Source organism: Xanthomonas sp. 4461 (genome assembly GCF_024806475.1).
Lineage (GTDB): Bacteria > Pseudomonadota > Gammaproteobacteria > Xanthomonadales > Xanthomonadaceae > Xanthomonas > Xanthomonas arboricola_F.
This window is the reverse complement of record NZ_JANTYV010000001.1, coordinates 336804-363179: the sequence shown is the minus strand read 5'-3', so window position 1 is coordinate 363179 and position 26376 is coordinate 336804. Positions and strand designations below refer to the sequence as shown.

Genomic DNA, 26376 nt, shown 5'->3' with positions numbered 1-26376 from the left:
ACATCCTGCACGAAAGCAATCGCAGCAGGCTGCCAGAGCGGCCTGCGCGCAGACGTGAAATCAGTGCGGCGGCGGGCCGAGTTTGAGCGACAGATCCACCGCCTGCACATGCTTGGTCAACCCGCCGATGGAAATGCAGTCCACGCCGTCCTGTGCAATTGCGCGGATGCCGGCCAGGTCGACGCTGCCGGAGACTTCCAGCGGGATGCGCTGATCCACCGGCAGTGCGGCAACGATGCGCACCGCCTCGCGACGCATCGCCGGGTCGAAGTCGTCGATCAGGATGCGCGTGCAGCCCACCTGCAAGGCCTCGCGCAGCTGCGCCAGCGTTTCCACCTCCACCACCAGCGGCAACTGCGGTTGCTGCGCACGTGCCGCATGCACGGCTGCGCCGAGCGAGCCGGCGGCGCGGATATGGTTTTCCTTGAGCATCACCGTATCGAACAGGCCGATGCGGTGATTGTCGCCGCCACCGCAGCGCACCGCGTATTTCTGCGCCATGCGCAGGCCCGGCAGCGTCTTGCGCGTGTCCAGGATGTGGGCGCCGGTGCCTGCCACTTCCGCCACATAGGCCGCGGTGGCGGTGGCGGTGGCGGAGAGCGTCTGCAGAAAGTTAAGCGACGTGCGTTCGGCACTGACCAGGCTGCGGCTGCGGCCTTGCAGGATGGCCAGCACCGTGCCGGCGCTGACGTGCTGGCCTTCGTGTACGTGCCAGTCGATGCGTACCTGTGGGTCGAGCGCACGATGGGTGGCATCGAACCAGGGTCGGCCAGCGATCACCGCGTCCTGCTTGCACAACAGATAGGCGCTGTCGGCTTGATCGGGCAGCAGCGCGGCAGTCACATCGCCAGTGCCGATGTCTTCGGCCAGCGCGCGCGCCACATCGGCATCGACCAACGCCGCTGGCGGAGCCGCAGGCACGGTACGCACGGAAGAACTCACTTTTCGGGGAAGTCGGTGATCTGCGCGGTGGCGATGGCTTCTTCGGCCAGCAGCACCGGAATACCGTCGTCGACGCGGAAGATCTGCTTGCGGTCCCGGGTGATCAAGGCCTCGCGCAGCGGCTGGCTTTGCGCGGTGCCGTCGGCGCGCTGCAGGGCTCCGGCGGCGATGGCGGTGTTGAGCGCTTCCAGGCCCTTGCCGTCCAGCAGCGAAAGCGGCTGACGGGTGTCGGGCGAGCACAGCAGGTCGAGCAGTTTGCGATCCATCGAAGTCTTGTCTTGCGTGGAGATTGGCTAGAATACGTCTTTACCGCAGGGCAGGGCCATGACCTCCAACCACTCCGCGCCGCTGGTCGGCATCGTGATGGGCTCCCGTTCGGATTGGGAGACCATGCAACACGCAGCTCAGAAGCTCGATGCGCTGGGCGTGCCTTACGAAGTCAAGGTGGTCTCGGCGCACCGTACCCCGGATGTGTTGTTCACCTACGCAGAACAAGCTGGCGAGCGCGGCTTGCGCGCCATCATTGCCGGTGCCGGCGGTGCAGCGCACCTGCCAGGCATGCTGGCGGCCAAGACGGCGGTGCCGGTGCTGGGCGTGCCGGTGCAGTCCAAGGCGCTCAACGGCATGGATTCATTGCTGTCGATCGTGCAGATGCCGGCCGGCATCCCGGTGGCCACGTTTGCGATCGGCAACGCCGGCGCGGCCAACGCGGCGTTGTTTGCGGCCGCGATGCTGGCGCCGGAGCAGGTACAGATCGGTCAGGCGCTGGCGCAGTTCCGTGCCAAGCAGACCGACGATGTGATGGCCAGCGACGACCCGCGCCAATGACCACGGTCGGTATTCTGGGAGGCGGCCAGTTGGCGCGCATGCTGGTGCTGGCCGGCGTTCCGCTTGGGCTGCGGTTTGCGGTATTCGACCCGGCGGCCGATGCCTGCGCAGGGCAGGTGGCACCGCTGCAGGTGGGCGCGTTCGACGATGTTGCCGCGCTCGCGGCATTCGCCGCGCAGGTGGATGCAATCACCTTCGATTTCGAGAACGTGCCTGCCGCCAGCGCACAGCAACTTGCCGCGCAGCTGCCGGTGTTGCCGCGCCCGGATGCCCTGGCGGTAGCGCAGGATCGGCTGAGCGAGAAAACCTTGTTCCGCGCGCTCGGCATTCCGGTGCCGGAGTTTGCCGCCATCGACGACCGTGCCGGGCTCGACGCGGCCTTGGCGCGTATCGGTACGCCCTGCGTGCTCAAGACGCGCCGCTTCGGCTACGACGGCAAGGGCCAGTTCCGCATCAAGACGCTGGCCGATGCCGATGCCGCGTGGGACGCGCTTGGCGCGCAGGCGGCGAAGGTCGGGCTGATCGTGGAGGCCTTCGTGCCGTTCGAGCGCGAGGTCAGCGTGGTGGCCGTGCGTGGGCGCGATGGCGAATTTCGCGCGTGGCCGCTGACCGAGAACTGGCATGTGGACGGCGTGCTCTCGGCCAGTCTGGCGCCGGCGCGTGTAGATGCCGGGTTGCAGGCCGCCGCACAGGCGCATGCGCGTGCGATCGCCGAGCGCGTGGACTACGTGGGCGTGTTCGCGCTGGAACTGTTCGTGCGCGATGGCCAGTTGCTCGCCAACGAGATGGCGCCGCGCGTGCACAACTCCGGGCATTGGACCATTGAAGGCGCCGAGACCTCGCAGTTCGAAAATCATCTGCGCGCCGTGCTCGGCCTGCCACTTGGCAGCACCGCGATGCGTGGCCATGCCTGCATGCTCAACTGGCTGGGCGCGATGCCGGACGCTGCGGCATTTCTGGCAGTGCCAGGTGGGCATTGGCACGACTACGGCAAGCAGTCGCGCGAGGGCCGAAAGGTGGGCCACGCAACGCTGCGTGCCGATACCCCGCAGGCGCTGGACGAGGCGCTCGTCGCAGCCGGAGTGGCACTGCAGCGCACTGCGCAAGTCGAACCGGTGATTGCGCGCCTGCGCGAAGGCTGAGTTGTCAGCCGATCCCGAGACATCGCGACGCAGCAGTGAGGCGGCGCGATGGCTGCCTGCACTTGGGCGCAGAGCACTGACGCGGGCCGCCGGTCGGCGGTCCATCGGCATCCAGGTGCGCGTGTCAGCTCAGCCGGCTGGCCACGAAATCCCAGTTGATCAGCTTCCAGAACGCCTCCAGGTACTGGGCACGGTCCTGCTGGTAATCCAGGTAGTACGCGTGTTCCCAGAGGTCGCATGCCAGTAGCGGCGTATCCGGCCCGGTCAGTGGCGTGGACGCATTGGGCGTGGCGACAACGGCCAATGCGCCGTCCGGGCGTTGTACCAGCCAGACCCAGCCCGAGCCGAAGCTGCTCAAGGCGACGCGATTGAACTCCTGCTTGAAGTGCACGAAATCGCCGAACGATCTGCCGATGCCATCGGCCAGCTTGCCGAGCGGCTCGCCGCCACCGCGTGGCCGCAGGCATTGCCAATAGAAATTGTGGTTCCACACCTGCGCGGCCAGATGGAACAGCGTGCCCTGCGCCTGCGCGATGATCTCTTCCAGCGTCAGCTCGGCAAATTCGCTGCCTTCGATGCGCGTATTGAGCCGTTCGACCTCGCCGCGATGACAGACGCCGTGGTGCGCCTCCAGGGTCGCGGAAGACAGATGCGGCTCCAGAGCGGCGCGGGAGTAGGGCAGTGCAGCGTGTTCGATCGGCATGATGTGCAAGGCAGCGAAGGGAGTCCGGCGGCAGGTCGCGTGAAGGCTTACAATGCGCGCCTTTGCGGAAGTCTATCCGACCCGGCGGTCGGGCCTGCCGCTCCCAGTCAGGAGAGTCCAATGCCGGTGATGGAACGGATCCAGGCCGAAGTCGAACAACACCCGATCGTGCTGTTCATGAAAGGCACCCCGCAGTTTCCGATGTGCGGGTTTTCCAGCCGCGCAGTGCAGGCGTTGATCGCCGCCGGCGCCGATCAGCTGCGCACGGTCAATGTGCTGGAAGAACCCGAAATCCGCGCCAATCTGCCGCGTTATTCCAATTGGCCGACCTTTCCGCAGTTGTTCATCCATGGCGAGCTGATCGGCGGTTGCGACATCACGCTGGAACTTTTCGAAGCCGGCGAACTCAAGCGCATCGTCACCGAAGCGTATCAGCCGTGAGTGCGTTGCAGGACCAGGGTCCGCCGCAGTCGCTGGCCGGGCGGGTGCTGCTGATCACCGGCGCGGCCGGTGGGCTGGGCGCCGCCGCCGCACGGGCATGCGCATCGGCAGGGGCGACCGTGGTACTGCTGGGGCGCAAGCTGCGTCCGTTGGAGCGCGTCTACGATGCGGTGGCAACGCTGGGTCCGGAGCCGTTGCTGTACCCGCTCGATCTGGCCGGTGCCACACCCGATGATTACGCTGGGTTGGCGCAACGGCTGCAGTCCGAATTGGGCGGTGTCCATGGGCTGCTGCATTGCGCCGCCGATTTCGGCGGGCTGACGCCGGCCGAACTTGCGGCACCTGCGGACTTCGCACGCAGCATCCACGTCAATCTCACCGCACGCGCCTGGTTGACCCAGGCCTGCCTTCCACTGATGCGACAGCAGGACGACGCGGCCGTGGTCTTCGTGGTCGACGATGCCGTGCGCGTCGGTCAGGCCTACTGGGGCGCCTACGGCGCCGCCCAGCATGCGCAGCTCGGCGTGATCGCCAGCCTGCATCACGAAACCGCAGCCGGCCCGGTGCGCGTCCATGGCCTGCAACCAGGGCCGATGCGCACCGCATTGCGCGCGCGCGCCTTTACCCATCAGGAAGACAGCGAGGCGGCCGACCCCGTCCGTTACGCGTCCGCCTGTGTCACCTTGTTGTCCATGGCAGGTGCCCCGCACCGCGGTGCGATCTGGAGCCCTTGCGCATGACCATTCTGTCGGCGGCCTTGCTGCTGTTCCTGATCCTGGACCCGCTGGGCAACATCCCGGTCTTTCTCAGCGTGCTTAAACCGTTGCCGCCCAAGCGGCAGCGCTTCGTGCTCGCGCGCGAGCTGCTGATTGCCCTGATCGTGTTGATGGCGTTTCTGTGGGGCGGCAAATACGCGCTGGAACTGATGCATCTGCGGCAGGAATCGGTGGCGATCGCCGGCGGCATCGTGCTGTTTCTGATCGGTATCCGCATGATCTTCCCGCGCCCGGAAGGCCTGATGGGCGAGATCCCGGACGGCGAGCCCTTCATCGTGCCGCTGGCCATTCCGCTGGTGGCCGGACCGTCCGGCATGGCCGCGGTCATGCTCATGGGCAGTAACGAACCTACGCGTCTGTGGGACTGGAGCCTGGCGCTGATGATCGCCTGGATCGGCGCCTCCACGATCCTGGCCTCGGCCCCGTTGCTGTACAAACTGCTCGGTCATCGCGCACTGACCGCGATCGAGCGGCTGATGGGCATGCTGCTGGTCGCGATTTCCGTGCAGATGTTCCTGGATGGGTTGGGGACGTACTTCAAGCTGCCGGTGTCGATTTAAGGGCGCTGTCATATCAGGGGTCGGCACTGGCCGTGGCGCGACGCGCGCTCCTTTGCGCAAACCCGGTCCAGCCGCAGTCCCGCCGGCTTTTGACGACCGAATTTGGCCCAGTCGAGACGCAGGTCTCGCTCCCGCTGCGATCTTGCGCAACAAGGCCGTTGCGCCTTCACATGCGAAGTTCATGTTGCAGTGCGCGAACTTTGTCACGCCGCCGTCACAATCAGGCCTTAGCGTGTTAATCTGTTGTTAACCGTTGCGGCAGCAACCAGCCGCCCGGCGAGGGACCCCAGATCATCGGCAGCCCACCCCCGGGAACGGTTGGGCTGACTGCGCTTTTGTCACTGCCCAACCTGTATCGAGGCCACCGAAATGACCCACCCCCGTTGTCTCCGCATGTCCAAGCTCACGCTTGGTCTCGTTGCCGCACTCGCCGCCGCTCCCGTATTTGCGCAGAGCACCTCCGCCGGCGTCGCTGGCCTGGTCACCAGCAGCGGCGGTCAGCCGGTGCCGAATGCCGAAGTCACGATCACCCACGTCGAATCGGGTACCGTCAGCCGCGCCACCACCGATGCCAGCGGACGCTACAACGCGCGCGGCCTGCGTGTGGGTGGGCCGTACACCATCACCATCACCAAATCGGGTGAAGGCACCAAGACCGAAGAGGGCGTTTACCTCAACCTCAATCAGGTCAACACTGTCAATGCGGATTTGGCAGGCGACATCGCCGCCACCAATCTCGAAGCCGTGCAGGTCATGGCTGTCGCGGGTGGCTCGGAGCTGTTTAGCGCTTACAAGATGGGTACCGGCACGAACGTGTCTCGCGAGACCATCGAATCGCTGCCGTCGGTCAATCGCAACATCCAAGATTACATCCGTCTCGATCCGCGTATTTCGCAAGTCAGCAAGGCCGATGGCGCAATTTCGGTGGGCGGTCAAAATACGCGCTACAACGCTATTCGCATCGACGGTATTGGTGCAGGCGATCCCTTTGGTTTGGAGTCCAATAACCTGCCGACCGAGCGTCAGCCGGTGTCGATGGATGCCATCCAGGAAATCAATATCGATGTCGCCAATTACGACACCACCATTTCTGGCGGTACCGGCGCAGTAATCAATGCGGTAACCAAGTCGGGTACCAATAACTTTGGCGGCACCGTGTACTACGCGTATCGCGACAAGGATATGGTACGCAAGGAATTGGAAGGCGTTCGTTTCAATGGTTTCGATGATGAAAAGACCTATGGCATGACCTTGGGTGGGCCGATCGTCAAGGACAAGCTGTTCTTCTTTGCCAACTACGAAAAGATGGAGCGTTCGGCGCCGGGTATCAGCTTGACTGATTCTCCGTATGGCAGAGGTAGCATCACCGATGCCGATATCGCCCGTGCACAGCAGATCGCAACCGGTTATGGCTTCGACGCGGGTTCGCTGAACCAGCCTGCCAATAAGACCGAAGTCGAAGAATATGCGCTGAAGATCGACTGGAACATCAGCGACAATCATCGCGCCGCTGTGCGTTACAACAAGCTTGAGCAAAATGTGGTCCGCTTCCCGCAGATCAGCAATAGTGCTGTCTCGCTGAGCAGTTTTTGGTATCAGCAGCCAAAGACCTACGAATCCTGGATGGGCGAACTGTTCAGTGACTGGTCCGAGAACTTCTCAACCGAATTCAAGCTTTCGCATAAGGAATACTCTGCGGTCCGCGAGCCGAATTCGACCTTGCCGCAGATTCAGGTGCGTGGTTTTGGCGGGACTGCGAATAATTCGCTCTATTTCGGTACCGAGCAGAACTCGCACATCAATGCGGTCGAGAGCAAGGAATTGAGCGCCTTCGGTGCCGGGACTTGGTATGTCGGTGACCACACCGTCAAGTTTGGCTTCGATTATTCCAAAAACGATCTGCTCAACTACTTCGGCCGTAATCTCAACGGCGCATACTTGTTCAACACCCTCAACGACTTCGCGGCAGGTCGCGTTAACCAGTACATTGTGCGTGCGCCGCGTCCCGGCGGTAGTTATGACGACATTCCGGCCGAGTACACGCTGAAGAATACTGGTTTGTTCATCCAGGATAGCTGGGCGGTCAATAGCAATCTGACCGTGCAGGGCGGCGTGCGCATCGACATGCCCGACTTCAGTGATCAGCGCCTGTACAACCCGCGCATTATGTCGCTGTATGGCTACGACAATACCCAGCTACCCGACGACAAGTTGGTGCAGCCGCGCTTCGGCTTCAACTACACGTTCGATAGCGATCGTCCTACACAGCTGCGCGGCGGCCTGGGTCTGTTTGGCGGTGCCGCACCGAATGTATGGCTGGCAGGTGTGTACCAGAACACCGGCCTGAACTATACCGAGTACACGGTCAACAATCCGGTCGGTATCTTCACCCCGAACACCAATCCGCCGTACATCCCGACTGCTGGGGCCGGTGCTCGTCAGAACGTGGATATCGCCGCGCCCGACCTCAAGCTGCCATCGGTGTGGAAGACCAATCTCGCCTTCGACCATGAGTTGCCCTGGTATGGCATCGTCGCTTCGGCTGAGGTGCTGTACACCAAGGTCAATAACGCGATCTATTTTGAGCGCCTGGATCTGTACAACCAAGCTGGTGTGGCTGCGACCCGTATTGGTCAGGATGGTCGTGAGTTGTACTGGAACGCTGCGGGTTACCGCCCTTCGACTGGTACCAATACTTCCGTACAGAACGGTCAAAACCTGGGTGGTGGTCAAGTCGTAAGCGGCAAGGCCAATCGTCCAAGCGACATGGGCGATGTGATGCTCATGCGCAATACTGACAAGGGCGAAGGCACCCAGTTCACGGTTGGGTTGAACAAGCCGCTCACGGAAACCTGGGGCTGGTCGCTTGCCTACACCTACACAGAGTCCACTGAAGTCAGTCCTTTGACCAGTTCGCAGAACACCTCGAACTGGGGCAGCACGCTGATCGGCACTGCCAATGAAAACGTGGCCTACGATTCGCGTTATGCGATCAAGGATCGCATCACTGGCTCGATCAATTGGAAGAAGGCGTTCTTCGGCAAGTACAACACCAGCGTGGGGTTGTTCTACGAAGGTCGTTCGGGTCGTCCGTTTAGCTACATCTACTACAACGACTTGAACGGCGACGCTGCTTCTACCTCCGGGGCCGGCTACTTCAACGACCTGTTCTACGTACCGAACGGGCCTGGCGACGTCCGGTGGGTTGGCGGAGCTGCAATGGAGCAGCGCTTCTTTGATTGGCTGGCAAAAAATCCCGAGTTGGCTGCCTACAAGGGGCAGATTGCGCCTGCGAACGAGTTCCGTACCAAGTGGGTGAACAGCTTCGATCTGCACGTCAGTCAGGAGCTGCCCGGTCTGTTCGAAGGCCACAAGACCGAGTTGGCGCTGGACATCATGAACGTCGGTAACCTGCTCAACAAAAAGTGGGGTCGCATCGAGGACTACGGCTTCAACTCCACCGCCCGAGTGGCGAGCTATGCCGGTATCGATCCTGCAACCGGCAAGTACATCTACAACTTTACAGGCGCCACCGACGAGCCTACGGTGCAGGAAAACAACAACGACAAGGGCAACACTGGCGTGTCGCGTTGGTCGATGCAGGTGACGTTGAAGTACAAGTTCTAATGCGGCTGGTGACGTAAGCAGCAAAAACGGCCGGGTTCTCCCGGCCGTTTTCTTTTGTGCGGGTGAGTACGCTAAAGTCTCCGACAGACGACAGGAGCAAGCTATGGAACTCAGCAGTACGGCAGCACGGGCGCTGCCGGTGGTGGATGCGCGGATCTATCCGCGGGGTGGTCTGGACGTGTTGTCCAAGGCGGAAGTGGCCCGGTTGCGCGATGCATCCAGCGGCGGCATGCACGAATTGCTGCGCCGTTGCGCGCTGGCGGTGCTGACCAGTGGCAGCGCCTCGGACGACCCGCGCGCCGCGCGCGACCTGTATCCGGATTTCGACATCCAGGTGAATCAGCAGGATCGCGGCATCCGCATCGACCTGAGCAACGCGCCGGCAATGGCATTCGTTGACGGCGAGATCATCCGCGGCGTCGCCGAGTTGCTGTTTGCCGTCGTGCGCGATCTCGCTTACATGGCGATCGAGCTGGAAGCGCAGCGCGCGGATCTGGACACCAGCGAAGGCATCACCAACGCCGTCTTCGGCCAGTTGCGCAACGCGCGCATCCTGCAGCCGTCGGACCCGAATCTGGTCGTGTGCTGGGGCGGGCATTCCATCTCGCGCGACGAATATCTGTACACCAAGCAGGTCGGCTACGAGCTCGGCCTGCGCGGCCTGGATATCTGCACCGGCTGTGGCCCGGGCGCGATGAAGGGCCCGATGAAGGGCGCCACCATTGCGCATGCCAAGCAGCGCAAGCACCACACGCGCTACATCGGCGTGACCGAGCCGGGCATCATCGCAGCCGAGTCGCCGAACCCGATCGTCAACCACCTGGTGATCATGCCGGACATCGAGAAGCGCCTGGAGGCCTTCGTCCGCATCGGACACGGCATCCTGGTGTTCCCGGGCGGCGTCGGCACGGCTGAGGAAATCCTCTACCTGCTCGGCATCCTGCTGCGCGAGGAGAACGCCGACCTGCCGTTCCCGCTGATCCTGACCGGCCCGACCATTGCCGCGCCGTACTTCGAACAGATCGACCGCTTCATCCGCCTCACCCTCGGCGAGGCGGCTGCGTCGCGTTACGAGATCATCGTCGGCGACCCGGTCGCCGTCGCACGCCGTATGGCAGAAGGCATCCACGAGGTGCGCGCGCACCGCAAGGACCAGAAGGATTCGTATTACTTCAACTGGTCGGTGCATATCCCGCTCGAGTACCAGCAGCCGTTCGTGCCCAGCCACGAAGCCATGGCTGCGCTGGACCTGCACCACGGCCGCCCGGCGCCGGCCCTCGCGGCCGACTTGCGCCGTGCCTTCTCCGGTATCGTTGCCGGCAACGTCAAGGAAGATGGCATGCGCCGCATCGAGGAGTTTGGCCCGTTCGAGATCCATGGCGACCCGGACATCATGCAGGCCCTGGACGAACTGCTGCGCGGCTTCGTCGAACAACGCCGGATGAAGATCTCTGGGGATTACCGGCCGTGCTATCGGGTAGTGACTTAGAGGTTGTTTTCCTGAGTTTGTGATCTTTGATGGATAAGGGGCATCACGATGGTTGCCAAATGGCGGCCATCGCTGATATCCGTGTCTAGTCTGCCTTTACCATCAGTCAAGCTGTCGAGACGGCTACGCACTGCGTTTAGGCCGATGCGGTGGCCGATACTCGTATCAAGTGGTGTACTCGGCACATCGTTCGTAACGGATAGTTCGATCCTGTCCTCATAAGTGACTACTCTGACGAGAACCTCGCCACCATTAGCGGATGGCTCGACTCCATGGCGGATTGCATTTTCAGCCAATGTCTGAATGCTCAGCGTGGGGACCTCGATATCGGGCAATGGAGAAGGTAGCTGCCAGGCGATACGTAATCGTTTGCCGAAACGCAATGCTTCGATCTTCAAGTACCTCTCCGTCAGTGCCAATTCTTCGGCAAGCTTCATTGCTGGTGGGCCGGCAAGCGCAGCCCTGAAGAGATCTGCTAGATCTAGCAGGAGCTGTTCTGCAGCCTCTGGCCGTTGGTGCAGCAGGGCGATTCCGGTATTGAGTGTGTTGAACAGAAAATGTGGGTGGATGCGCGCCTGGAGGGCCTCAAGCTCTGCCTGTTTCGCACGGACGGCTAACTGTCGCGCATTCCAGTGATTCTGAAAAATGACCAAGCTTAGAATGCCCATTGCCAGTGCGATGCCCGTGAACTGTAGCCAAAGTGACATCCAGTCGTTACGGGGGATCGGCATCACATCGTGCGTCAGGCCCTGTATCAACAAGCAGATCAGTCCGGTTACGATCAAAAGGGCCGCTAGCGCAGCCTGAGCGACTTGTTGGGGGCGCAGCCTGCTGAGCGGAGTTCGTATTAGGTAAAGTGCTCCCAAAGTTGGCAGGCTGATCCATTGAATGACCAGAGAGCTCAGCCCGAAGTAGACCCAGCGGCCGCTTTCGATGCCGGGTGCGAGCGCTAGCGTTGCGGCAAGCAACTCGCCCGCCAAAATGACTGCAATGATCACTGGGGCTTGCCAAAGCGCATCGAGGGGAGCTTGCAGTGGTTTGGAGGCAGGAATTTGGATCACTGGCGGCGACGCCCTGTGAAGGAGCTGGATGGGAGGCAGGCCGCTTGGATCACTGATGCGCCCGTTTGTCGGCACAAGCTATGGATTTCCACCCCGTCTAGCTTAGTGTACGCGGGTCGACTAGGGGATGGGGATCTCCATGCTAAGTACTTGTGAGCTTCCTGCGAACCCGCAACTGCGGTTAGTGCTGCGGGAAAGAGGATTTACATTAGTGGAACTGATGACGGCAATTGCCGTAATGGCAATTCTAGCTGCCATCGCTGTCCCCAGCTTCAATACATTTATTAATGACAGCCGTTTGGCATCGCAGGCCAATGAACTGATTGGAACGTTACAGTACGCCCGTTCGGAAGCGATTCGACGGAATAGAAAAGTGACGGTCTGTCCATCGTCAAATGGCTCAAGCTGTTTGACGGGTACCACATGGACACGATGGATCGCTCGAATTGACAATAGTGGCGAGGTACTACGCGACTTCTCTGGTAAGGCCGGTATCACCGCCACGGGGAACGTCAGCGCGATCGTCTACGGCTCCGACGGATTGGCGAAGGCCAGCACTGGCATGCTCGCGACTGCACAGATCGTCGTGTGCATGAATACGACAAGGCCCGCACAGAATCGTCGGTTGGTACAACTTGCGGGAGGCTCTCGCCTCGAGGTCAAGCGAGAGGCGGGCAGTTGTCCTTAATTAAATTAGGTGCAGCGTGAGCGCCCACCAGGAGAAACCGATGTATCGTCCTTTGTCTAAGCAGCTGCAGCGTGGCGCCACATTGATAGAGGTGATGATTTCAGTGCTGGTCATGGCAATTGGCTTGCTTGGGATCGCTGCAATGCAGACTACAGCATTGCGGAATAGTCAGAGCTCTTTGGAAAGAAGTGGTGCCGTGATTCAGGCATATACGGTGTTGGACGCGATGCGCGCCAATCGTGATATAGCCTTGGCAGGTGGGTATAACACGTCTGGCTATCTTTGTGCTGCGCCGACCGGTGCTTCACTTGCAGAAACCGACAAAGCCGCGTGGTTAAGGGCCTGGAAGGGAAGTTTAGGAGTTGCAATGGATGACGCGAGCGCCTGCGGCAGCATAGATTGCCAAAGCGGAATTTGTGATATCGGATTAAAGTGGGATGACAGCAGAGCAGTTAACGCGGCTGGCAGCAAAAAAGAGGCAGGCAATTCTGCCCAGGAATTTATGACTACGGTGCAGTTATGAGCGCAATGCGTAGGAGGGAGCGTGGTAGCCGTACTAAAAGCAGCGGCTTCACAATGGTTGAGCTCATGATAGCGCTGCTGCTTGGTCTGCTAGTGGTAGGGGCTGCCGTTGGCATTTTTGCCTCCAATCGCCAGACATATCGAGCTACCGAGGGCCTTGGGAGAATGCAAGAAGGGGTGCGTAACGCTTTTGAGTTGATGGCAAGAGACGTGCGTGAAGCTGCCGGAAATCCCTGTGTCAATAACCTGCCTATAGCGAATGTCCTTGAGAGTTCTTCTTCCAAGTGGTGGAGCAACCTGAATCAGTGGGGCGATGCTTTTCGCGGATATGGGGCGACAGACAACGCTGCGGATCTGACTGTTGGTGGAAGTAATGGGCAGCGCCTTGCAGGTACCGAAGTGCTGCAATTGTTTGCAGCTGATGAGAATGCGGCGACCATCAGTCTGCATGACACTGCGACTGCGAAATTTACAGTGAATACTGCCAGTCACGGTTTGAATGCAGGCGACTTGGCGGTTGCTTGCAATTCACGTCAGGCGTCCATTTTCCAAGTGTCATCGGTTAGCGGTCAAGACATTTTCCATGCACGAGCTGGAACGCCGGGAAACTGTACGTTGGGTCTAGGAGTACCTATGAGCTGTGCCACAGGAACGGTCTTCAATTACGCGGCCTCTGGTTCGGTCCTGGTCCGTTTGCATGCAACTCGCTGGTATATCGGTAACGGCACTAATGGTCCATCCTTATACCAGCAGGTGGCCACTGCCAATGGCACTGTAACAACTCAAGAGGTGGCTGAGGGTGTCAAGAATCTCAGTGTGCTCTATCTAGTGAAAGGTAGTAATAGCTACGTCAATGCATCTGCGGTTGGAACCCGTTGGGCGGATGTTATCGCAGCTCGTATGAGCCTCAGTCTTGTCGGTACCGATAGCGTCGGAGTGGGGTCTGCAGTGATTGAACGTCAATTGGTCCACGTCGCAAGCCTGCGGAACCGCAACCCATGAGTGAGCTAACCCATTTGCCAAATGCTTCAGGGCAGCGTGGCGCATCTTTGATTGTAGTGCTGATTTTGCTTTTGGTTATGACGCTTCTTGGTTTGACTGTCTTGCGGAACACTACTCTCGAAGAGCGCATGGCCGCTAACTTGTATGATCGAAGTCTCGGCTTTCAGGCAGCCGAATCTGCCCTGCGTCAGGGTGAGTTGCTCGCGCAGGCAACTCTCGCTTCTGCAGTTCCGAGCAGTGGATGCACTGCGGGTGTCTGCAGTACACCAGTCGCAACTGAATCAGATCGCTGGCTGAATAACAGTTTTGCCGGTTGGCTTAATGCGACCAATGATATTTCTGATAAAGCACCTCTCCCCAGGGCTAAATATTTCATCGAGTATATGGGGGAGGCGCCTACATGGCCGGCGTGCGATCGCAAAGTGCCAATCGATGCGCAATGTCTTACTCCGCGCTATCGAATCACTGCGCTAGCAGAAGAGGCGGACCGCGCCAGCGTCCTGCTACAGACCAATTATCTAGTTCGCTGAGGACGTTTGCCATGCGTACGCCGCAAACCAAAAATAATTCCTGGCACCGACGTTTATTCGCTCGTGCAACTCCTGTGCTGTGTGCTTACTTTGCGACTCTGTTGGCAATACCCGTCAATGCCGGCATCACATTGCCTTCCGATCCCTTGACTACCTCCAGTCGTGTGCCTCCGAATATTCTATTTATTCTGGATGATTCGGGCTCCATGCAATGGAGGTATATGTACAACCCTGATGTTTCCAGTATCTCTGGTGGCGGCATTACCAGTATTCCTACTGGTGACAATAGAACCGCGGACAACGACTACGGGTCAGATAGTGTCGATTTGGCAGCTTTCTATGATCTCAATTATGTGACAAATACGCTCTATTACAACCCTAATGTATCATACAACGCCTGGCTGGATTCAACAGGCACGCCGCTCGTGGGAGGGTTGAGTTACACCGCGGCCTACTCTGATAATGTCAACGTGCAGAGCTCGTTCGCAAATACCACGAGTGCTACTGTGAATCTTTCCAGCGCTGTAAGGACTTTCTACTTTCCTAAAGGCGATATTTCCAATTATTCTGATGCTACTCAATACTACAGGTATCAAATTCTTACTGGCGGGCAGGTGGTCCGTAGTGAGCGCCTGCAAGGTGTATCGAGAAGCGATAGCGGAACGATTGCATCTGGACTGTCAGGCGCTGCTGGAGTGTTTAGTGCAAATTACTCAATAAATTTGCCGGCAGGAGCTTCGAATTTATCAATTCAGACCGCAAGCTCTGCCAATTGTAGAAATGCGCGTTGTGCTGATCTTTACGTCAGATTGAACGCCCCGCCAACTTTGGCGCAGTTTGATTGTGCCCAGACCTCGAGTGGAAATTCAGAGGCGTGCAACTTCTCATCTCCGGCGGCAGGTGTTTACAATATCCGGGTGTATGGTGGTAGTGCTTATTCGGGTGTTACACTAAGTTACAGCTATGACATTTTGAATAGCAATGGCGTCTCCAATGCCGGCTGCGATACGAGCACCTCTGGCTGGGGATGGAGGAATTGCACTTATTCGACTCCGGTCATCGTAGATAGCCAAGGCAATTCAAGGTCCAGGACCGATGCCGAAGAAAGAACCAACTTTGCTGCATGGTATTCTTACTATCGTACCCGTACGAAAGCAGCAAAGGCTGCTGCCGGCACCGCTTTTAGTGAGCTTGGGACCGATGTTCGTGTTGGTTATCGCACTATCTGGGGGCGTAACGGGGCAAGTACTAATGCCAACATACCTACTCAGACTGTCCCGATTCCCGTTTCGTATAATCAGGGTTTATTCGATGACCCCAATGGCGTATCCGGCACGAATAACAACCGAGCTGAATGGTATCGGAGACTTTATTCGACAATAGCGTCAAACGGTACGCCGCTACGTAGCGCTCTCACGAACGCTGGTGAATATTTTTCGCAGACAAATGCTTCGGGGCCGTATGGGCCTGAAGCTGGTTCCAATCAGCTTCAGTGCAGGCAAAATTTCACTATCTTGACTACGGATGGCTACTGGAATAGCGATAGCGGTTTCAGCTCCGGAGGTAATCAGGATGGCTCCAATGGCAGCGCAATTTTAAGGCCGGACAACTCTTCTTACACCTATACAGCTTCGCGGCCTTACAGTGATGGGCTTTCCAATACTTTGGCGGACGTCGCCATGCGCTATTGGAAAAATGATCTTCGTGCAGATATGCCAAATATTGTGCCGACAACGGGAGCCGACCCTGCATTCTGGCAGCACATGGTGACTTTCGGTCTATCGATTGGTCTCAGAGGAACATTGGATCCAGCATCAGATCTACCGGCAATCACTGCGGGAACCAAGGCGTGGCCGAGCCCGGTCGCGGATAACATCACTACGATCGATGATCTGTGGCATGCTTCGGTCAACGGTCGAGGCCGATTTGTTGCAGCAAGTAATCCGGGCCAGGTAACAAGCGGTTTGCGTGCAGCATTGTCCTCGGTTACTGAGCGAACTGGTTCATTTTCAAATGTATCTGCAAATTCAACATCGCTCACCACAGGAACCCGGGTCTATCAGGCGACCTACGTTTCAGGAGTATGGACGGGGGAAGTGACTTCTTATGCAGTCACTGCGGCTGATGGAGTGTCGACGACCGCGAGTTGGAGAGCGTCTGAACAAATTCCCACTGTTAATCGTAAAGTCTTTACTTCCGATGGAGCCAGAGGATTGGCTTTTCCGGCATCGGCGACAGCGGCGCAAATTGCGTCGCTGGCTCGGGTTGGGGCAAGTAATTATCCCGTGAGTGGTGAGGATAATGCTGCATATATCGCCGGAACGCGGACGCTTGAAATTCAAAATGGCGGTACATTACGTAACCGTAGTCGCATTCTAGGAGATATCGTCAGCTCGTCTCCTGCGTATGTTCCAGAAACGAATAGTCTTTACGTGGGATCTAACGACGGCATGCTGCATGCGATAAATGCCGCGAATGGTGCCGAGTTGTTTGCCTATCTTCCAAATGGAGTCAGCTGGAGCGGTCTGAATTCTTTGAGTCGTCCAGATTATACGCACAGGTATTCTGTAGATGGTCCAGTTGTCGTGTCTACGCGGACCCAGACTCCGGGTAAAAACACCTTGGTTGGCACTCTTGGGAAGGGCGGCAAAGGTCTATTTGCGCTGGACGTAACCAATCCGACCACTTTTGGCGTGAGTGACTTCAAATGGGAGGTGACGGAACAAGGCGGCGATATGGGTTTGGTACAGTCCAAGCCTGTTATAGCAAAGCTTAACACCGGGGAGACCGCGTTGATTGTCAGCAATGGAGTCAATAGCACAAATGGTCGTGCTGTTCTGTTGATTTATAATCTTGATACCGGAGCGTTAATTAGGAAGATCGACACAGGCGTTGGTTCACCTGTCACGGATAGTGCTGATTCGAACGGATTGTCTACTTCTGTTGGTTGGGATTCTGATGGCAACGGGACTGTGGATGCTGTTTACGCTGGTGACTTACTTGGTAATCTCTGGAAATTCGATGTCTCGTCAGCAACCGCTACAACATGGGGTTTAGCAAATAGCGGTCGCCCCATTTTTGCGGCTACTTATACCGGAGGAGCTACGCCAGTGCGCCAGCCCATTACTGGTGGATTGACAGTTGCCCTGAATCCTACGACCTTCAAGACATGGGTATTCTTTGGTACTGGCCGGTTGATGACAACTGGCGACTTGACAAATATGGATGTTCAAAGCATGTATGGCTTTGTCGATGATGGTACAGCAATCGTTCGAAGCGGCGCGTCAGCGAATCTTACGCGTCGCACTACTGTTGTTGCCGGTACGCTGGGTGGCAGGCCGGTTCGCTCCTTTGAGGCGAATTCTCCTTTGCCTGCTACATCAAAGGGCTGGTACGTCGATCTTGTGGCACCGCCACAGCCAGGCACGGCAGAAGGCGAACGTATCGTGAGTGATGCCCAATTGCTAGGCGATGTTCTAGTAACTTCCAGCGTTATTCCCACTGCTAGTGCTTGTCAGGCAGATGGACGTGGCTACTTGAATGCTTTGGACGCCTTTACCGGTACCAGTAGCAATTCTTCGTTCTTCGACTTGGATGGTGATGGTAGCTTTACAGACGAAAAATTGACGAGTGACGGTCGAGACATTCCAGTTGGATCGGTGGATTTGGGGGTGGGGATGCCGACATTGGCGAACTTGCTCCGCGGGCGGGCAGTCTTGGGTGGTTCATCAGGCAATAATGCGAGCGTGGGTATCCCGGAAAATCGTAACGTCGGGCGTGTGTCTTGGCGCGAAGTCAAGCGAGGAGACTGATCGATGTGCAGATCAAGTGTGTTTCATTATCGACGTATGTCCCATATGCGATCTCGCCTTTATGGGTTCACGCTGATGGAGGTCATGGTTGTTGTGGCTGTCATTGCGATTCTGTCAGCGATTGCGTTCCCCAGCTATAACGCCTACGTAATCAAAACGCGTAGATCCGCAGCTACAGTTTGCTTGCAGGAGCGAGCACAGCTCATGGAGCGTTATTACACGACCAAGTTGACCTACGTCGATGCACCTGCGCCTGCAGCTTGCGACGGGATCATCAACTCTTATGCAATAGCATTTGAATCGACGCCTACGGCTAAGGCGTTTGTGCTGACAGCAACTCCGTCTACCTCGCAGAAGGATCCCAAATGCGGCACGCTGTCTCTTAACCAGAAGGGCGAGCGAGGCGCGTCTGGTACTGCGGCTTCGGCTGCGGAATGCTGGTGATCTTTAAGTTGCGGTAGTAAGTTGGTTGTTTGATTTTTTGGTGTGTTTTAAGGTTTTTGAAGAAGGAGATGGGATTTGCGAATTGACAGCTTTTCTTGGCGGCAGTTGAGTTTCATATGTCGACTTTTTGAAATATAGAACTTAGCGGGCGTGGTCCCAAGCTGTTGTGTGATATCTGCAGGCAGTGGTCAAGCAGTGACCTTCTCTCCGCGCTAGGCATGCCTCCGCAGAGCTGAACAGTTCGGCTCCGGGGTGGGAGGCGAATTAGGTGGCGAACTTGGCCTGCGGGACATCGCCGATCGAGGTAGCTGCCGTGGGGCGATTCGACGAGCGGTGTGCCGGTCTGTCCGGCGGTGAATACGCCATGCTCACGTCGTTGTCGTGGGCCCAGAAATCCACCACCATCGAGATGAATTCGTTGCCCTCTGAATGCGCCGCAAGGGGAGGGCATTGAGGACGTGGGAATTGCATCGCTGTCATCACCAGGTCTGCGCCCTCGAGGTTCTGATTCGCTTCGATGGTCAGGCTTTCCATGGTGAAGTTGTCCGAGATGTTCACTGCCCGGAAGCGGCGGCAGTGGAGCAAGCGTCGGCAACGAAGTCCATGCTTCAAACTTGGTTAGGGGCGGTCAGTTCAGTCCGCTCCATGCGATGTGCTGCGGCCTTGTATCTGCGCGGAGGGTTGTGCCGCAGGTTGAGGCTTGCTTGGCAGTACGGCCGAGACAGACACGTGTGGTTGCATTTCCGGCCTTCTCTCTGCAATTGCACGTGGGATCGCCATAAACCATGGCGGACCCGTACGGGCGCGATCTCTACTATCTTTCGAAGCAGTGGCGCATCACCGTTGTCAAAAGGCTAGTAATACCACGCCAATCGACTTTGCTTGACGACCGCGCAAGCCCGTCGAGTCCAGCCTGATACCGATCGCAGATGGCCCACAAGCGTCTTGCACTGCGTGGCATCAGAGCTTTGTCGACCACACGTCCTGCAACATCACCTTGCCCAGGTTTAGATCGCCGACTAGCTGCTTGAGCTTGCAGCTCTCTTCCTCAAAGTGGCGTAGTCGACGCAGGCCGGCAACGCCGATCCCCGAAATTCTTGCGCTACGCGTAGAACGTAGCCCGGCTGGCGCCAATCTGGCGGCAAATCTCCTCGTCCGTCGTGCCGATATCAGTCTGCTTCAGGGCGAATGCGGTCTGCTCTTCGGTGAACTTCGATTTCTTCATGGCGGCGGGCCTCCCGGGGCCTGAGTGCCGCCGAATTTTCTCGTTCTGGCTGGTCTAAATCATAGGAATGAGGTCACTGGAGAGCTGCTCCTGGACACGTCTTCCCGATGATTGGGTTGCCTGAAGACCGCTGGCTATGGCCAAGTCAATGTTGCGCAAGGCCGAAGCGCGCGCGGCCTGCTTTTTCTCGACTAACGACAGAAAAGGACTTGCGAAACTCGCAAGTCCTTGATGTTTTTGGCGCCCGAAGTTGGACTCGAACCAACGACCCCCTGATTAACAGTCAAGTGCTCTAACCGGCTGAGCTATTCGGGCGGGGAGGCAAATTATAGGGACCAGCCGCCGCGTACGCAACCCCTTTGAAAAAATTTCAGAAGGGGCACTGCTGCTGGGCTGTGAGCAATCTGGATCGCTGTCTGCCTGCGGCATTGACGATCACCTGGCCCTTCAGAAGCCCGCGGCTACAGATGTGGAACGTTAGATTGCTTCCGGCTGTTCTGCCCAGCGAATTGTAGCGGGCCTGTTCACGTCCTGACGAGGTGTGAATGCTGAGCCTGGAAGCAGCACTTGACGTACGCACGCCGATGATAAGGTGAGTGCTGTCAGGCTTCCGATTGCCGTCAGGATCGGCGTATATCAACCAGCCTTTCGTCCAATCGTTGTTGTCATCGCAGCTGTCGTAGGAAGCGCTTGGACACATTGCCACGGCGCTTCCACGCGAAATTGCGGCCGATCGGGTCATTGCCAGGTGGGCAGAGATTTCAAACATAAGGGCGCGTACCTGTTGCGCTTGACGTAGCTCCGACAAAGACGGCCAGGCAACTGCTAGAAGGATGGCGAGTACTGCGGTTGTGATAGTGCTCTCTGTCAACGTGAAGCCTGCTTGCTGATGATGGTTCCTGTCCATGGCAGCTGCACCACCTTGCGGGAGCTTAAGCGTCTAACGCCTGATCCTTAAAGGCCATCAGCATGCTTCCGAATAGACCGTAGGAAAACCACAAACATTGCCATCATCTGCCGTCGGTATACTGACCGGCCGATTGAGGGCACCGCTGCATGACCGACCGTTTTCAGCTCGTATCCCCGTATTCCCCAGCTGGTGACCAGCCAGCGGCCATCGACAAGCTGGTGGCCAACTTCGAGGCCGGCCTGGCCAAGCAGACCCTGCTGGGGGTGACCGGCTCGGGTAAGACCTACACCATCGCCAATGTCGTGCAGCAGGTGCAAAAGCCGACCCTGGTGATGGCGCCCAACAAGACGCTGGCGGCCCAGTTGTACGGCGAGTTCAAGTCGTTCTTCCCGAACAACGCGGTCGAGTACTTCGTCAGCTATTACGACTACTACCAGCCCGAAGCCTACGTGCCGTCCTCGGACACCTTCATCGAGAAGGACAGTTCGATCAACGAACACATCGAGCAGATGCGCCTTTCGGCGACCAAGACCTTGTTGTCGCGGCGCGATTCGCTGGTGGTTGCGACGGTGTCGGCGATCTATGGTCTCGGTGCGCCGGAGGACTATCTTTCGCTGCGCCTGATCCTGTCGGTGGGCGAGCACATCGATCAACGCCAGTTGATCCGCCATCTGACCGATCTGCAGTACACCCGCAATGAGTTCGAGCTCACACGCGGCGCATTCCGGGTGCGCGGCGAGGTGGTGGACGTGTTTCCGGCCGAGTCGGATACCGAGGCGTTGCGGATCGAGTTGTTCGATGGCGACGTCGAGCAGCTGACCTTGTTCGACCCGTTGACCGGCGAAACCCTGCGCAAGCTGCAGCGGTACACCGTGTATCCCAAGACCCATTACGCCACCACGCGCGAGCGTACGCTCAGCGCGGTGGATACGATCAAGGAAGAGCTGAAAGATCGGCTGGAGCAGTTGTATTCGCAGAACAAATTGGTCGAGGCGCAGCGTCTGGCGCAGCGCACCCAGTTCGATCTGGAGATGATGGCCGAAGTGGGCTTCTGCAACGGTATCGAAAACTATTCGCGGCATCTCACCGGCAAAGCGCCCGGCGAGCCGCCGCCGACGCTGTTCGACTACCTGCCGCCGGATGCGCTGCTGGTCATCGATGAGTCGCACGTGACCATTCCGCAAATCGGTGCGATGTACAAAGGCGACCGCTCACGCAAGGAAACGTTGGTGGAGTTCGGTTTCCGGCTGCCGTCGGCGCTGGACAACCGGCCGCTGCGCTTCGAGGAGTGGGAGGCGCGTTCGCCGCGCAGCATCTATGTCTCCGCAACGCCGGGGCCTTATGAATTGCGCGAGTCTGCCGGCGAAATCACCGAACTGGTGGTGCGTCCCACGGGGCTAATCGATCCGGTCGTGGAGATTCGCCCGGTCGGTACCCAGGTCGACGACTTGATGTCTGAGGTGCACGAGCGCATCAAGCTCGGCGACCGCGTGCTGGTCACGACGCTGACCAAGCGCATGGCCGAGAACCTGACCGAGTACCTCGGTGAGCATGGCATTCGCGTGCGCTATCTGCACTCTGATATCGACACGGTCGAGCGTGTGGAGATCATCCGCGATCTGCGCCTGGGCAAGTTCGATGTGCTGGTTGGCATCAACCTGCTTCGCGAGGGTCTGGACATGCCGGAAGTGTCGTTGGTGGCGATCCTGGATGCGGACAAAGAAGGTTTCCTGCGTTCAACCGGCTCGTTGATCCAGACCATCGGCCGCGCCGCACGCAATCTGCGCGGCAAGGCGATCCTGTATGCCGACAAGATGACGCGTTCGATGCAGGCCGCGATCGACGAAACCGACCGCCGTCGCGAGAAACAGGTGGAGTACAACCTTGAGCACGGCATCACCCCCAAGTCGGTGGCGCGTCCGATCTCCGACATCATGGAAGGTGCGCGCGAGGATGCGGCCGAGAAGAAGGCGGGCAAGGGGCGCTCGAAGTCGCGCCAGGTCGCCGAAGACACCCCCGATTATCGCGCCATGAAGCCCGCTGAAATTGCCGGCAAGCTCAAGAGCCTGGAGCAGAAGATGTATCAGCATGCCAAGGATCTGGAGTTCGAGGCAGCGGCGCAGATTCGCGACCAGATCCAGAAGTTGAAGGCCGCAAGCCTGGGGTAGGGCGAAGTGGCGCACGAAGCGCGGGAGGGCTTGTGATTGGCAAAACCCTGCGCTAGAATGCGCGCCCTGCACAGCGCAATGCTGGCGCAGGATTCGGGCGGTTAGCTCAGCGGTAGAGCACTACCTTGACATGGTAGGGGTCACAGGTTCGAACCCTGTACCGCCCACCACTCCAAGTCCAGATGGCACGGCGACTTGAGTGGTTACATGGTCGGCAGCGATGTCTGCCAATAAATCAAAGTGGCCCCAATGAGGAGCTCCTCAACCTGGGTGCGTGCTTGGCCAAGTTCTCGGCGATCAACGCCAACCCCTTCATTCGCTTGGTCCGGATACGTCGGATCGAACTTCGCTTAGCGGTCAGTTGTGCCTGCTGCACGGTGACCGAGCAAGTCGGACACTCTCATGCGGCCCCACCGCGCTTGCGTAGCCACGTGGCGATGGTGTGTCGGAATGTTCTGGGCACGAACCCTGTCGCCTGCAGCGCCAGCCAAGGCGCACCTTTCGCCACGCGACCCCACGTCATGCCCCAGGCAGCCGTTGGCTCGCGACATCACTCAATAGCTCGGCGCAGGCGATGAAGGATCCAGTGCTGGCAGCAGCGGAGCTATCGGCCAGCGCGTATCTGTCTGCCGCTGCACCGTCGGAAGGGCCAAACCAAGCTCGCCGAATCGGGCTCAGAGATGGGGCGGCGCGACGCGTACAGTCACGGGCGCCTCCGAAACCGCTTTCTCCATCACACGTCTTGCTTTAGCATCGCCTCCGCGCTGACGGAAAGGAAGGCTGGCGATGGACGAGTATCAGCACACCGTGCTGACCAGGGGGGGGTATCGCGTTGTGGCGATCACGCGCGACGAGGTGTATGCACCCGATGCGGTGGTGGCGTATGCGGTCGTGACCGATGCTGGAACGCGAATCACGCCGGATCTTTCCTTGGATCAAGCCAAGGTGTGGATCGACTCGCTTGTCGAGAGCGAGAGCGGAGGCCGCAAAGCGGGCCTGATCGACCACAAGCCTGTCGTCCGCCGTTAGACCGCAGTCCAGCTGCAAGCCTAGGGAGAAGGGCGCATGTCCAAAGCCAAAATTATCGCGATTGCCACTGCGGTGGCGCTGCTTGCCGGATATCTGCTGTCCGGCTACGTGACCTTGCTGCTGCTGCGGCTGGATACGGGCCTGTATAGCTGGGACACCTATTACCGCTACTACAGCGCGCTGGGACTGCCCGAGGTTGCTCCCTATGCAACCAAGATCAAGATGGCAGGTGGCATCGGCTTCGGTTTTCCGGCGCTCATCTGGATCATCGGTATTGCTCTGGCACTTAAGCCCAAGGCGCCTGCATTGCACGGCGACGCGCGCTTCGCCGGGGCTTCCGATCTCGCCAAGCACGGCCTGTTCAAGCCAAGCGGAAACGGCATCGTCGTCGGTAAATTCAACGGCAAGCTGGTGCGTCTGAGCGGGCAGCAATTCGTGATCCTCGCTGCGCCGACGCGCTCAGGTAAAGGCGTGGGTGTTGTCATCCCCAACCTGCTTGAGTACCAGGAGTCGATCGTCGTCCTGGACATCAAGCAGGAAAACTTCGATCTGACCAGCGGCTGGCGCGCCAGCCAGGGGCACGAGGTCTTTCTCTTCAATCCGTTTGCGGAAGATCGGCGTACCCATCGCTGGAATCCACTGACCTACGTGTCGAACGATCCCGCATTCCGCGTGTCGGACCTGATGAGCATCGCAGCCATGCTGTATCCGGACGGCTCGGACGATCAAAAATTCTGGGTCAGCCAGGCGCGTAATGCATTCTTGGCTTTTGCTCTGTACTTGTTTGAAAACTGGGATGAGGAGCTGTCGCTTGGCTTCCCGGGCGGGGCAGGGGCGCCCACGCTGGGCGGAATTTACCGCCTGTCTTCGGGCGACGGTACCGACCTCAAGAAATACCTGAAGTCGCTGTCCGAGCGCAGGTTCCTGAGCAGCAACGCCAAGTCGGCTTTTGCCAACATGCTGTCACAGGCGGATGAGACCTTCGCGTCCATCATGGGGACCCTGAAAGAACCGCTCAACGCGTGGATCAACCCCGTGCTGGATGCGGCCACCAGCGCCGACGACTTCATGTTGACGGATCTACGCAAGAAGAAGATGACGATCTACATCGGCATCCAGCCCAACAAGCTGGCCGAGAGCCGCCTGATCATCAACCTGCTCTTCAGCCAGATCATCAACCTCAACACCCGCGAACTGCCGAAGTCCAACCCCGAGCTCAAGTACCAGTGCTTGCTGCTCATGGACGAATTCACCTCGATCGGCAAAGTGGACATCATCGCGACGGCAGTAGCCTACATGGCGGGCTACAACATCCGTCTGTTGCCCATCATCCAGAGCATGGCGCAGCTGGACGCGACCTATGGCAAGGACCTGTCGCGCACCATCATCACCAACCACGCCCTGCAGATCCTGTACGCACCGCGCGAACAACAGGACGCGAACGACTACTCGGAGATGTTGGGCTACACGACGATCAAGAAGAAAAACATCACAAGGGGGCGCGAAACAACGCGCAGCGTGTCGGAGGAGCGGCGTGCATTGATGTTGCCGCAGGAGCTGAAGGCAATGGGGAACGAGAAGGAAGTCTTCCTGTATGAAGGCATTCCGCATCCTGTGAAGTGCGACAAGATCCGCTACTACGAAGATCGCTACTTCACCGCGCGATTGCTGCCCAAAACAGATGTGAAAACGCTTTCCATGGGAGTGTGATATCCATCACGGATTGGTGGTAGATATGTGTGGGTAATTCTTGACTCATGTGTCCGTTAAGGGCAAAGTTATCCAGAATTCCTGCATTGTTGATTTTTTGTTAAGGGGACGGCGCCGGACGGGGTCGTACAGGAGTAAAGCTATGGATGGTTCTTCGGTATGTTCGTGTCGCTTGCCCGCGCGTCTGCGCTGCACTGCTCCGCCTGCCTGGGCGGATCATGTGCGCCTCGCGTTTCCAGCCGGTTTCTCAAAGCTCTCGACGCTCCGTCACCTTTAGGTGTGTGGGGCCGTAGTGCTGTCCGTCATTAAGCCCGAAATTTCATGAGTTGGAGAAGTCAGAGTGAATCCGATGTATGTGTCCAAGCTGTCGTTGGTGTTAGCGGCTGCCATGTTGGCTGGCGCCTGCGCGACCAAGCCTGCTCCTGACTTTGGTGGGCGCTGGAAGCACGTCAATCACTTTGACGAGGCTCCAACCGAAATTCCTCTTTATACCTCCTACACGTATCAGGCTACGCCGATGGATGGCACGCTGAAGACGATGCTTGAGCGTTGGGCCGCGGACTCCAACATGCAGTTGTCCTACAACCTGCCGTCGGACTACACCCTTATCGCGCCGGTTTCGAACATCAGCACCACCAGCGTGCAGCAAGCCGCAACTGAACTCAGTGCGGTGTATGCCGCGCAGGGAGTCTCGGTCTCAGTCTCTGCCAATAAATTGCTCGTGCAGCCGGTACCAGTGTCAACGGGTTCCAAGCTCTAAGGGAGCG

24 protein-coding genes and 2 tRNA genes are annotated in these 26376 nt (G+C 58.5%); 18 read left to right on the top strand and 8 right to left on the bottom strand.

Annotation, left to right across the window (positions count from 1 at the left end; genetic code table 11):
• Nucleotides 1-60: 60 nt before the first annotated feature.
• Both nadC and FHY19_RS01430 read right to left on the bottom strand, forming a co-directional pair.
• Entirely contained in the window at nt 61-942 is an 882-nt protein-coding gene (nadC, locus tag FHY19_RS01435) for a carboxylating nicotinate-nucleotide diphosphorylase (protein ID WP_259161008.1), read from the bottom strand.
• A complete protein-coding gene (locus FHY19_RS01430; RefSeq protein WP_046963956.1) occupies nt 939-1208 on the bottom strand; it encodes a Trm112 family protein in 270 nt (89 codons plus the stop codon). The genes nadC and FHY19_RS01430 overlap by 4 nt, the downstream gene beginning before the upstream one ends.
• A 58-nt stretch (nt 1209-1266) precedes the next feature.
• Between FHY19_RS01430 and purE the strand changes: the two genes are divergently transcribed.
• Complete coding sequence (gene purE, locus FHY19_RS01425) at nt 1267-1770, top strand: 5-(carboxyamino)imidazole ribonucleotide mutase (RefSeq protein ID WP_259151007.1); 504 nt, start codon at nt 1267-1269, stop codon at nt 1768-1770.
• Nucleotides 1767-2912, top strand: coding sequence for a 5-(carboxyamino)imidazole ribonucleotide synthase (locus tag FHY19_RS01420; protein ID WP_259161005.1), 1146 nt, complete (start codon nt 1767-1769; stop codon nt 2910-2912). Before purE ends, FHY19_RS01420 begins: the two co-directional genes overlap by 4 nt.
• Nucleotides 2913-3036: 124 nt before the next feature.
• Here the strand turns inward: FHY19_RS01420 and FHY19_RS01415 are convergent, their stop codons facing one another.
• Complete coding sequence (locus tag FHY19_RS01415) at nt 3037-3615, bottom strand: Fe-Mn family superoxide dismutase (RefSeq protein WP_259151004.1); 579 nt, start codon at nt 3613-3615, stop codon at nt 3037-3039.
• 120 nt (nt 3616-3735) lie between these two features.
• Here FHY19_RS01415 and grxD point away from each other — a divergent pair, with 120 nt between their 5' ends.
• The 5 genes from grxD (at nt 3736) to ppnN (ending at nt 10508) form a co-directional block, all read left to right on the top strand.
• Nucleotides 3736-4056 carry a Grx4 family monothiol glutaredoxin gene (grxD, locus tag FHY19_RS01410; protein ID WP_039420602.1) on the top strand — a complete coding sequence of 107 codons (321 nt, stop codon included), beginning with the start codon at nt 3736-3738 and terminating at the stop codon, nt 4054-4056.
• Nucleotides 4053-4796: an SDR family NAD(P)-dependent oxidoreductase gene (locus FHY19_RS01405; protein ID WP_259161001.1), complete on the top strand. Its 744-nt coding sequence runs from the start codon at nt 4053-4055 to the stop codon at nt 4794-4796. The genes grxD and FHY19_RS01405 overlap by 4 nt, the downstream gene beginning before the upstream one ends.
• Nucleotides 4793-5392, top strand: a complete 600-nt coding sequence (locus FHY19_RS01400) for a YhgN family NAAT transporter (RefSeq protein WP_046963961.1) — start codon at nt 4793-4795, stop codon at nt 5390-5392. The genes FHY19_RS01405 and FHY19_RS01400 overlap by 4 nt, the downstream gene beginning before the upstream one ends.
• Nucleotides 5393-5761: 369 nt before the next feature.
• Nucleotides 5762-9019: a carboxypeptidase regulatory-like domain-containing protein gene (locus FHY19_RS01395; RefSeq protein WP_259160999.1), complete on the top strand. Its 3258-nt coding sequence runs from the start codon at nt 5762-5764 to the stop codon at nt 9017-9019.
• 103 nt (nt 9020-9122) lie between these two features.
• On the top strand, nt 9123-10508 hold the full coding sequence (gene ppnN, locus FHY19_RS01390) for a nucleotide 5'-monophosphate nucleosidase PpnN (RefSeq protein ID WP_259150999.1): 1386 nt from the start codon (nt 9123-9125) through the stop codon (nt 10506-10508).
• Here ppnN and FHY19_RS01385 read toward each other — a convergent pair.
• Entirely contained in the window at nt 10505-11569 is a 1065-nt protein-coding gene (locus FHY19_RS01385; RefSeq protein WP_259160997.1) for a histidine kinase, read from the bottom strand. The two genes, ppnN and FHY19_RS01385, sit on opposite strands and share 4 nt — an antisense overlap.
• A gap of 220 nt (nt 11570-11789) precedes the next feature.
• Here FHY19_RS01385 and FHY19_RS01380 point away from each other — a divergent pair, with 220 nt between their 5' ends.
• The 6 genes from FHY19_RS01380 to FHY19_RS01355 all read left to right on the top strand — a co-directional run bounded on the left by FHY19_RS01380 (nt 11790) and on the right by FHY19_RS01355 (nt 18567).
• The gene (locus tag FHY19_RS01380) at nt 11790-12257 is read left to right on the top strand and encodes a GspH/FimT family pseudopilin (protein WP_326521113.1); all 468 of its coding nucleotides are present in this window, start codon (nt 11790-11792) and stop codon (nt 12255-12257) included.
• Nucleotides 12258-12297: 40 nt separating this feature from the next.
• Nucleotides 12298-12780, top strand: a complete 483-nt coding sequence (gene pilV / locus FHY19_RS01375; protein WP_259160996.1) for a type IV pilus modification protein PilV — start codon at nt 12298-12300, stop codon at nt 12778-12780.
• Between the two features lie 65 nt (nt 12781-12845).
• Nucleotides 12846-13781, top strand: a complete 936-nt coding sequence (locus tag FHY19_RS01370) for a PilW family protein (protein WP_259160994.1) — start codon at nt 12846-12848, stop codon at nt 13779-13781.
• Complete coding sequence (locus FHY19_RS01365) at nt 13778-14311, top strand: PilX N-terminal domain-containing pilus assembly protein (RefSeq protein WP_259160993.1); 534 nt, start codon at nt 13778-13780, stop codon at nt 14309-14311. The genes FHY19_RS01370 and FHY19_RS01365 overlap by 4 nt, the downstream gene beginning before the upstream one ends.
• A gap of 11 nt (nt 14312-14322) precedes the next feature.
• Nucleotides 14323-18123 carry a PilC/PilY family type IV pilus protein gene (locus FHY19_RS01360; protein WP_259160991.1) on the top strand — a complete coding sequence of 1267 codons (3801 nt, stop codon included), beginning with the start codon at nt 14323-14325 and terminating at the stop codon, nt 18121-18123.
• Nucleotides 18124-18126: 3 nt separating this feature from the next.
• Nucleotides 18127-18567, top strand: coding sequence for a type IV pilin protein (locus FHY19_RS01355; RefSeq protein WP_326521099.1), 441 nt, complete (start codon nt 18127-18129; stop codon nt 18565-18567).
• 264 nt (nt 18568-18831) lie between these two features.
• Here the strand turns inward: FHY19_RS01355 and FHY19_RS01350 are convergent, their stop codons facing one another.
• From FHY19_RS01350 to FHY19_RS01335, 4 genes are all read right to left on the bottom strand, one after another.
• Entirely contained in the window at nt 18832-19101 is a 270-nt protein-coding gene (locus FHY19_RS01350) for a hypothetical protein (RefSeq protein ID WP_259160989.1), read from the bottom strand.
• A 568-nt stretch (nt 19102-19669) separates the two neighbouring features.
• A complete protein-coding gene (locus FHY19_RS01345) occupies nt 19670-19792 on the bottom strand; it encodes a transposase (RefSeq protein WP_259160988.1) in 123 nt (40 codons plus the stop codon).
• Between the two features lie 238 nt (nt 19793-20030).
• A tRNA-Asn gene (locus tag FHY19_RS01340) sits at nt 20031-20107 on the bottom strand.
• A gap of 55 nt (nt 20108-20162) precedes the next feature.
• Entirely contained in the window at nt 20163-20699 is a 537-nt protein-coding gene (locus FHY19_RS01335; protein WP_259160985.1) for a GspH/FimT family pseudopilin, read from the bottom strand.
• A 149-nt stretch (nt 20700-20848) separates the two neighbouring features.
• Here FHY19_RS01335 and uvrB point away from each other — a divergent pair, with 149 nt between their 5' ends.
• From uvrB to FHY19_RS01310, 5 genes are all read left to right on the top strand, one after another.
• Nucleotides 20849-22870 (top strand): excinuclease ABC subunit UvrB, encoded by a 2022-nt coding sequence (gene uvrB, locus FHY19_RS01330; protein WP_259160984.1) that lies wholly within the window; start codon nt 20849-20851, stop codon nt 22868-22870.
• 95 nt (nt 22871-22965) lie between these two features.
• Nucleotides 22966-23040: transfer RNA gene (locus tag FHY19_RS01325), tRNA-Val, on the top strand.
• A gap of 616 nt (nt 23041-23656) precedes the next feature.
• Nucleotides 23657-23899 carry a hypothetical protein gene (locus FHY19_RS01320; protein ID WP_259160982.1) on the top strand — a complete coding sequence of 81 codons (243 nt, stop codon included), beginning with the start codon at nt 23657-23659 and terminating at the stop codon, nt 23897-23899.
• 36 nt (nt 23900-23935) lie between these two features.
• On the top strand, nt 23936-25609 hold the full coding sequence (locus tag FHY19_RS01315) for a type IV secretory system conjugative DNA transfer family protein (protein WP_259160981.1): 1674 nt from the start codon (nt 23936-23938) through the stop codon (nt 25607-25609).
• 349 nt (nt 25610-25958) lie between these two features.
• A complete protein-coding gene (locus FHY19_RS01310; protein WP_259163780.1) occupies nt 25959-26369 on the top strand; it encodes a toxin co-regulated pilus biosynthesis Q family protein in 411 nt (136 codons plus the stop codon).
• Nucleotides 26370-26376 lie beyond the last annotated feature (7 nt).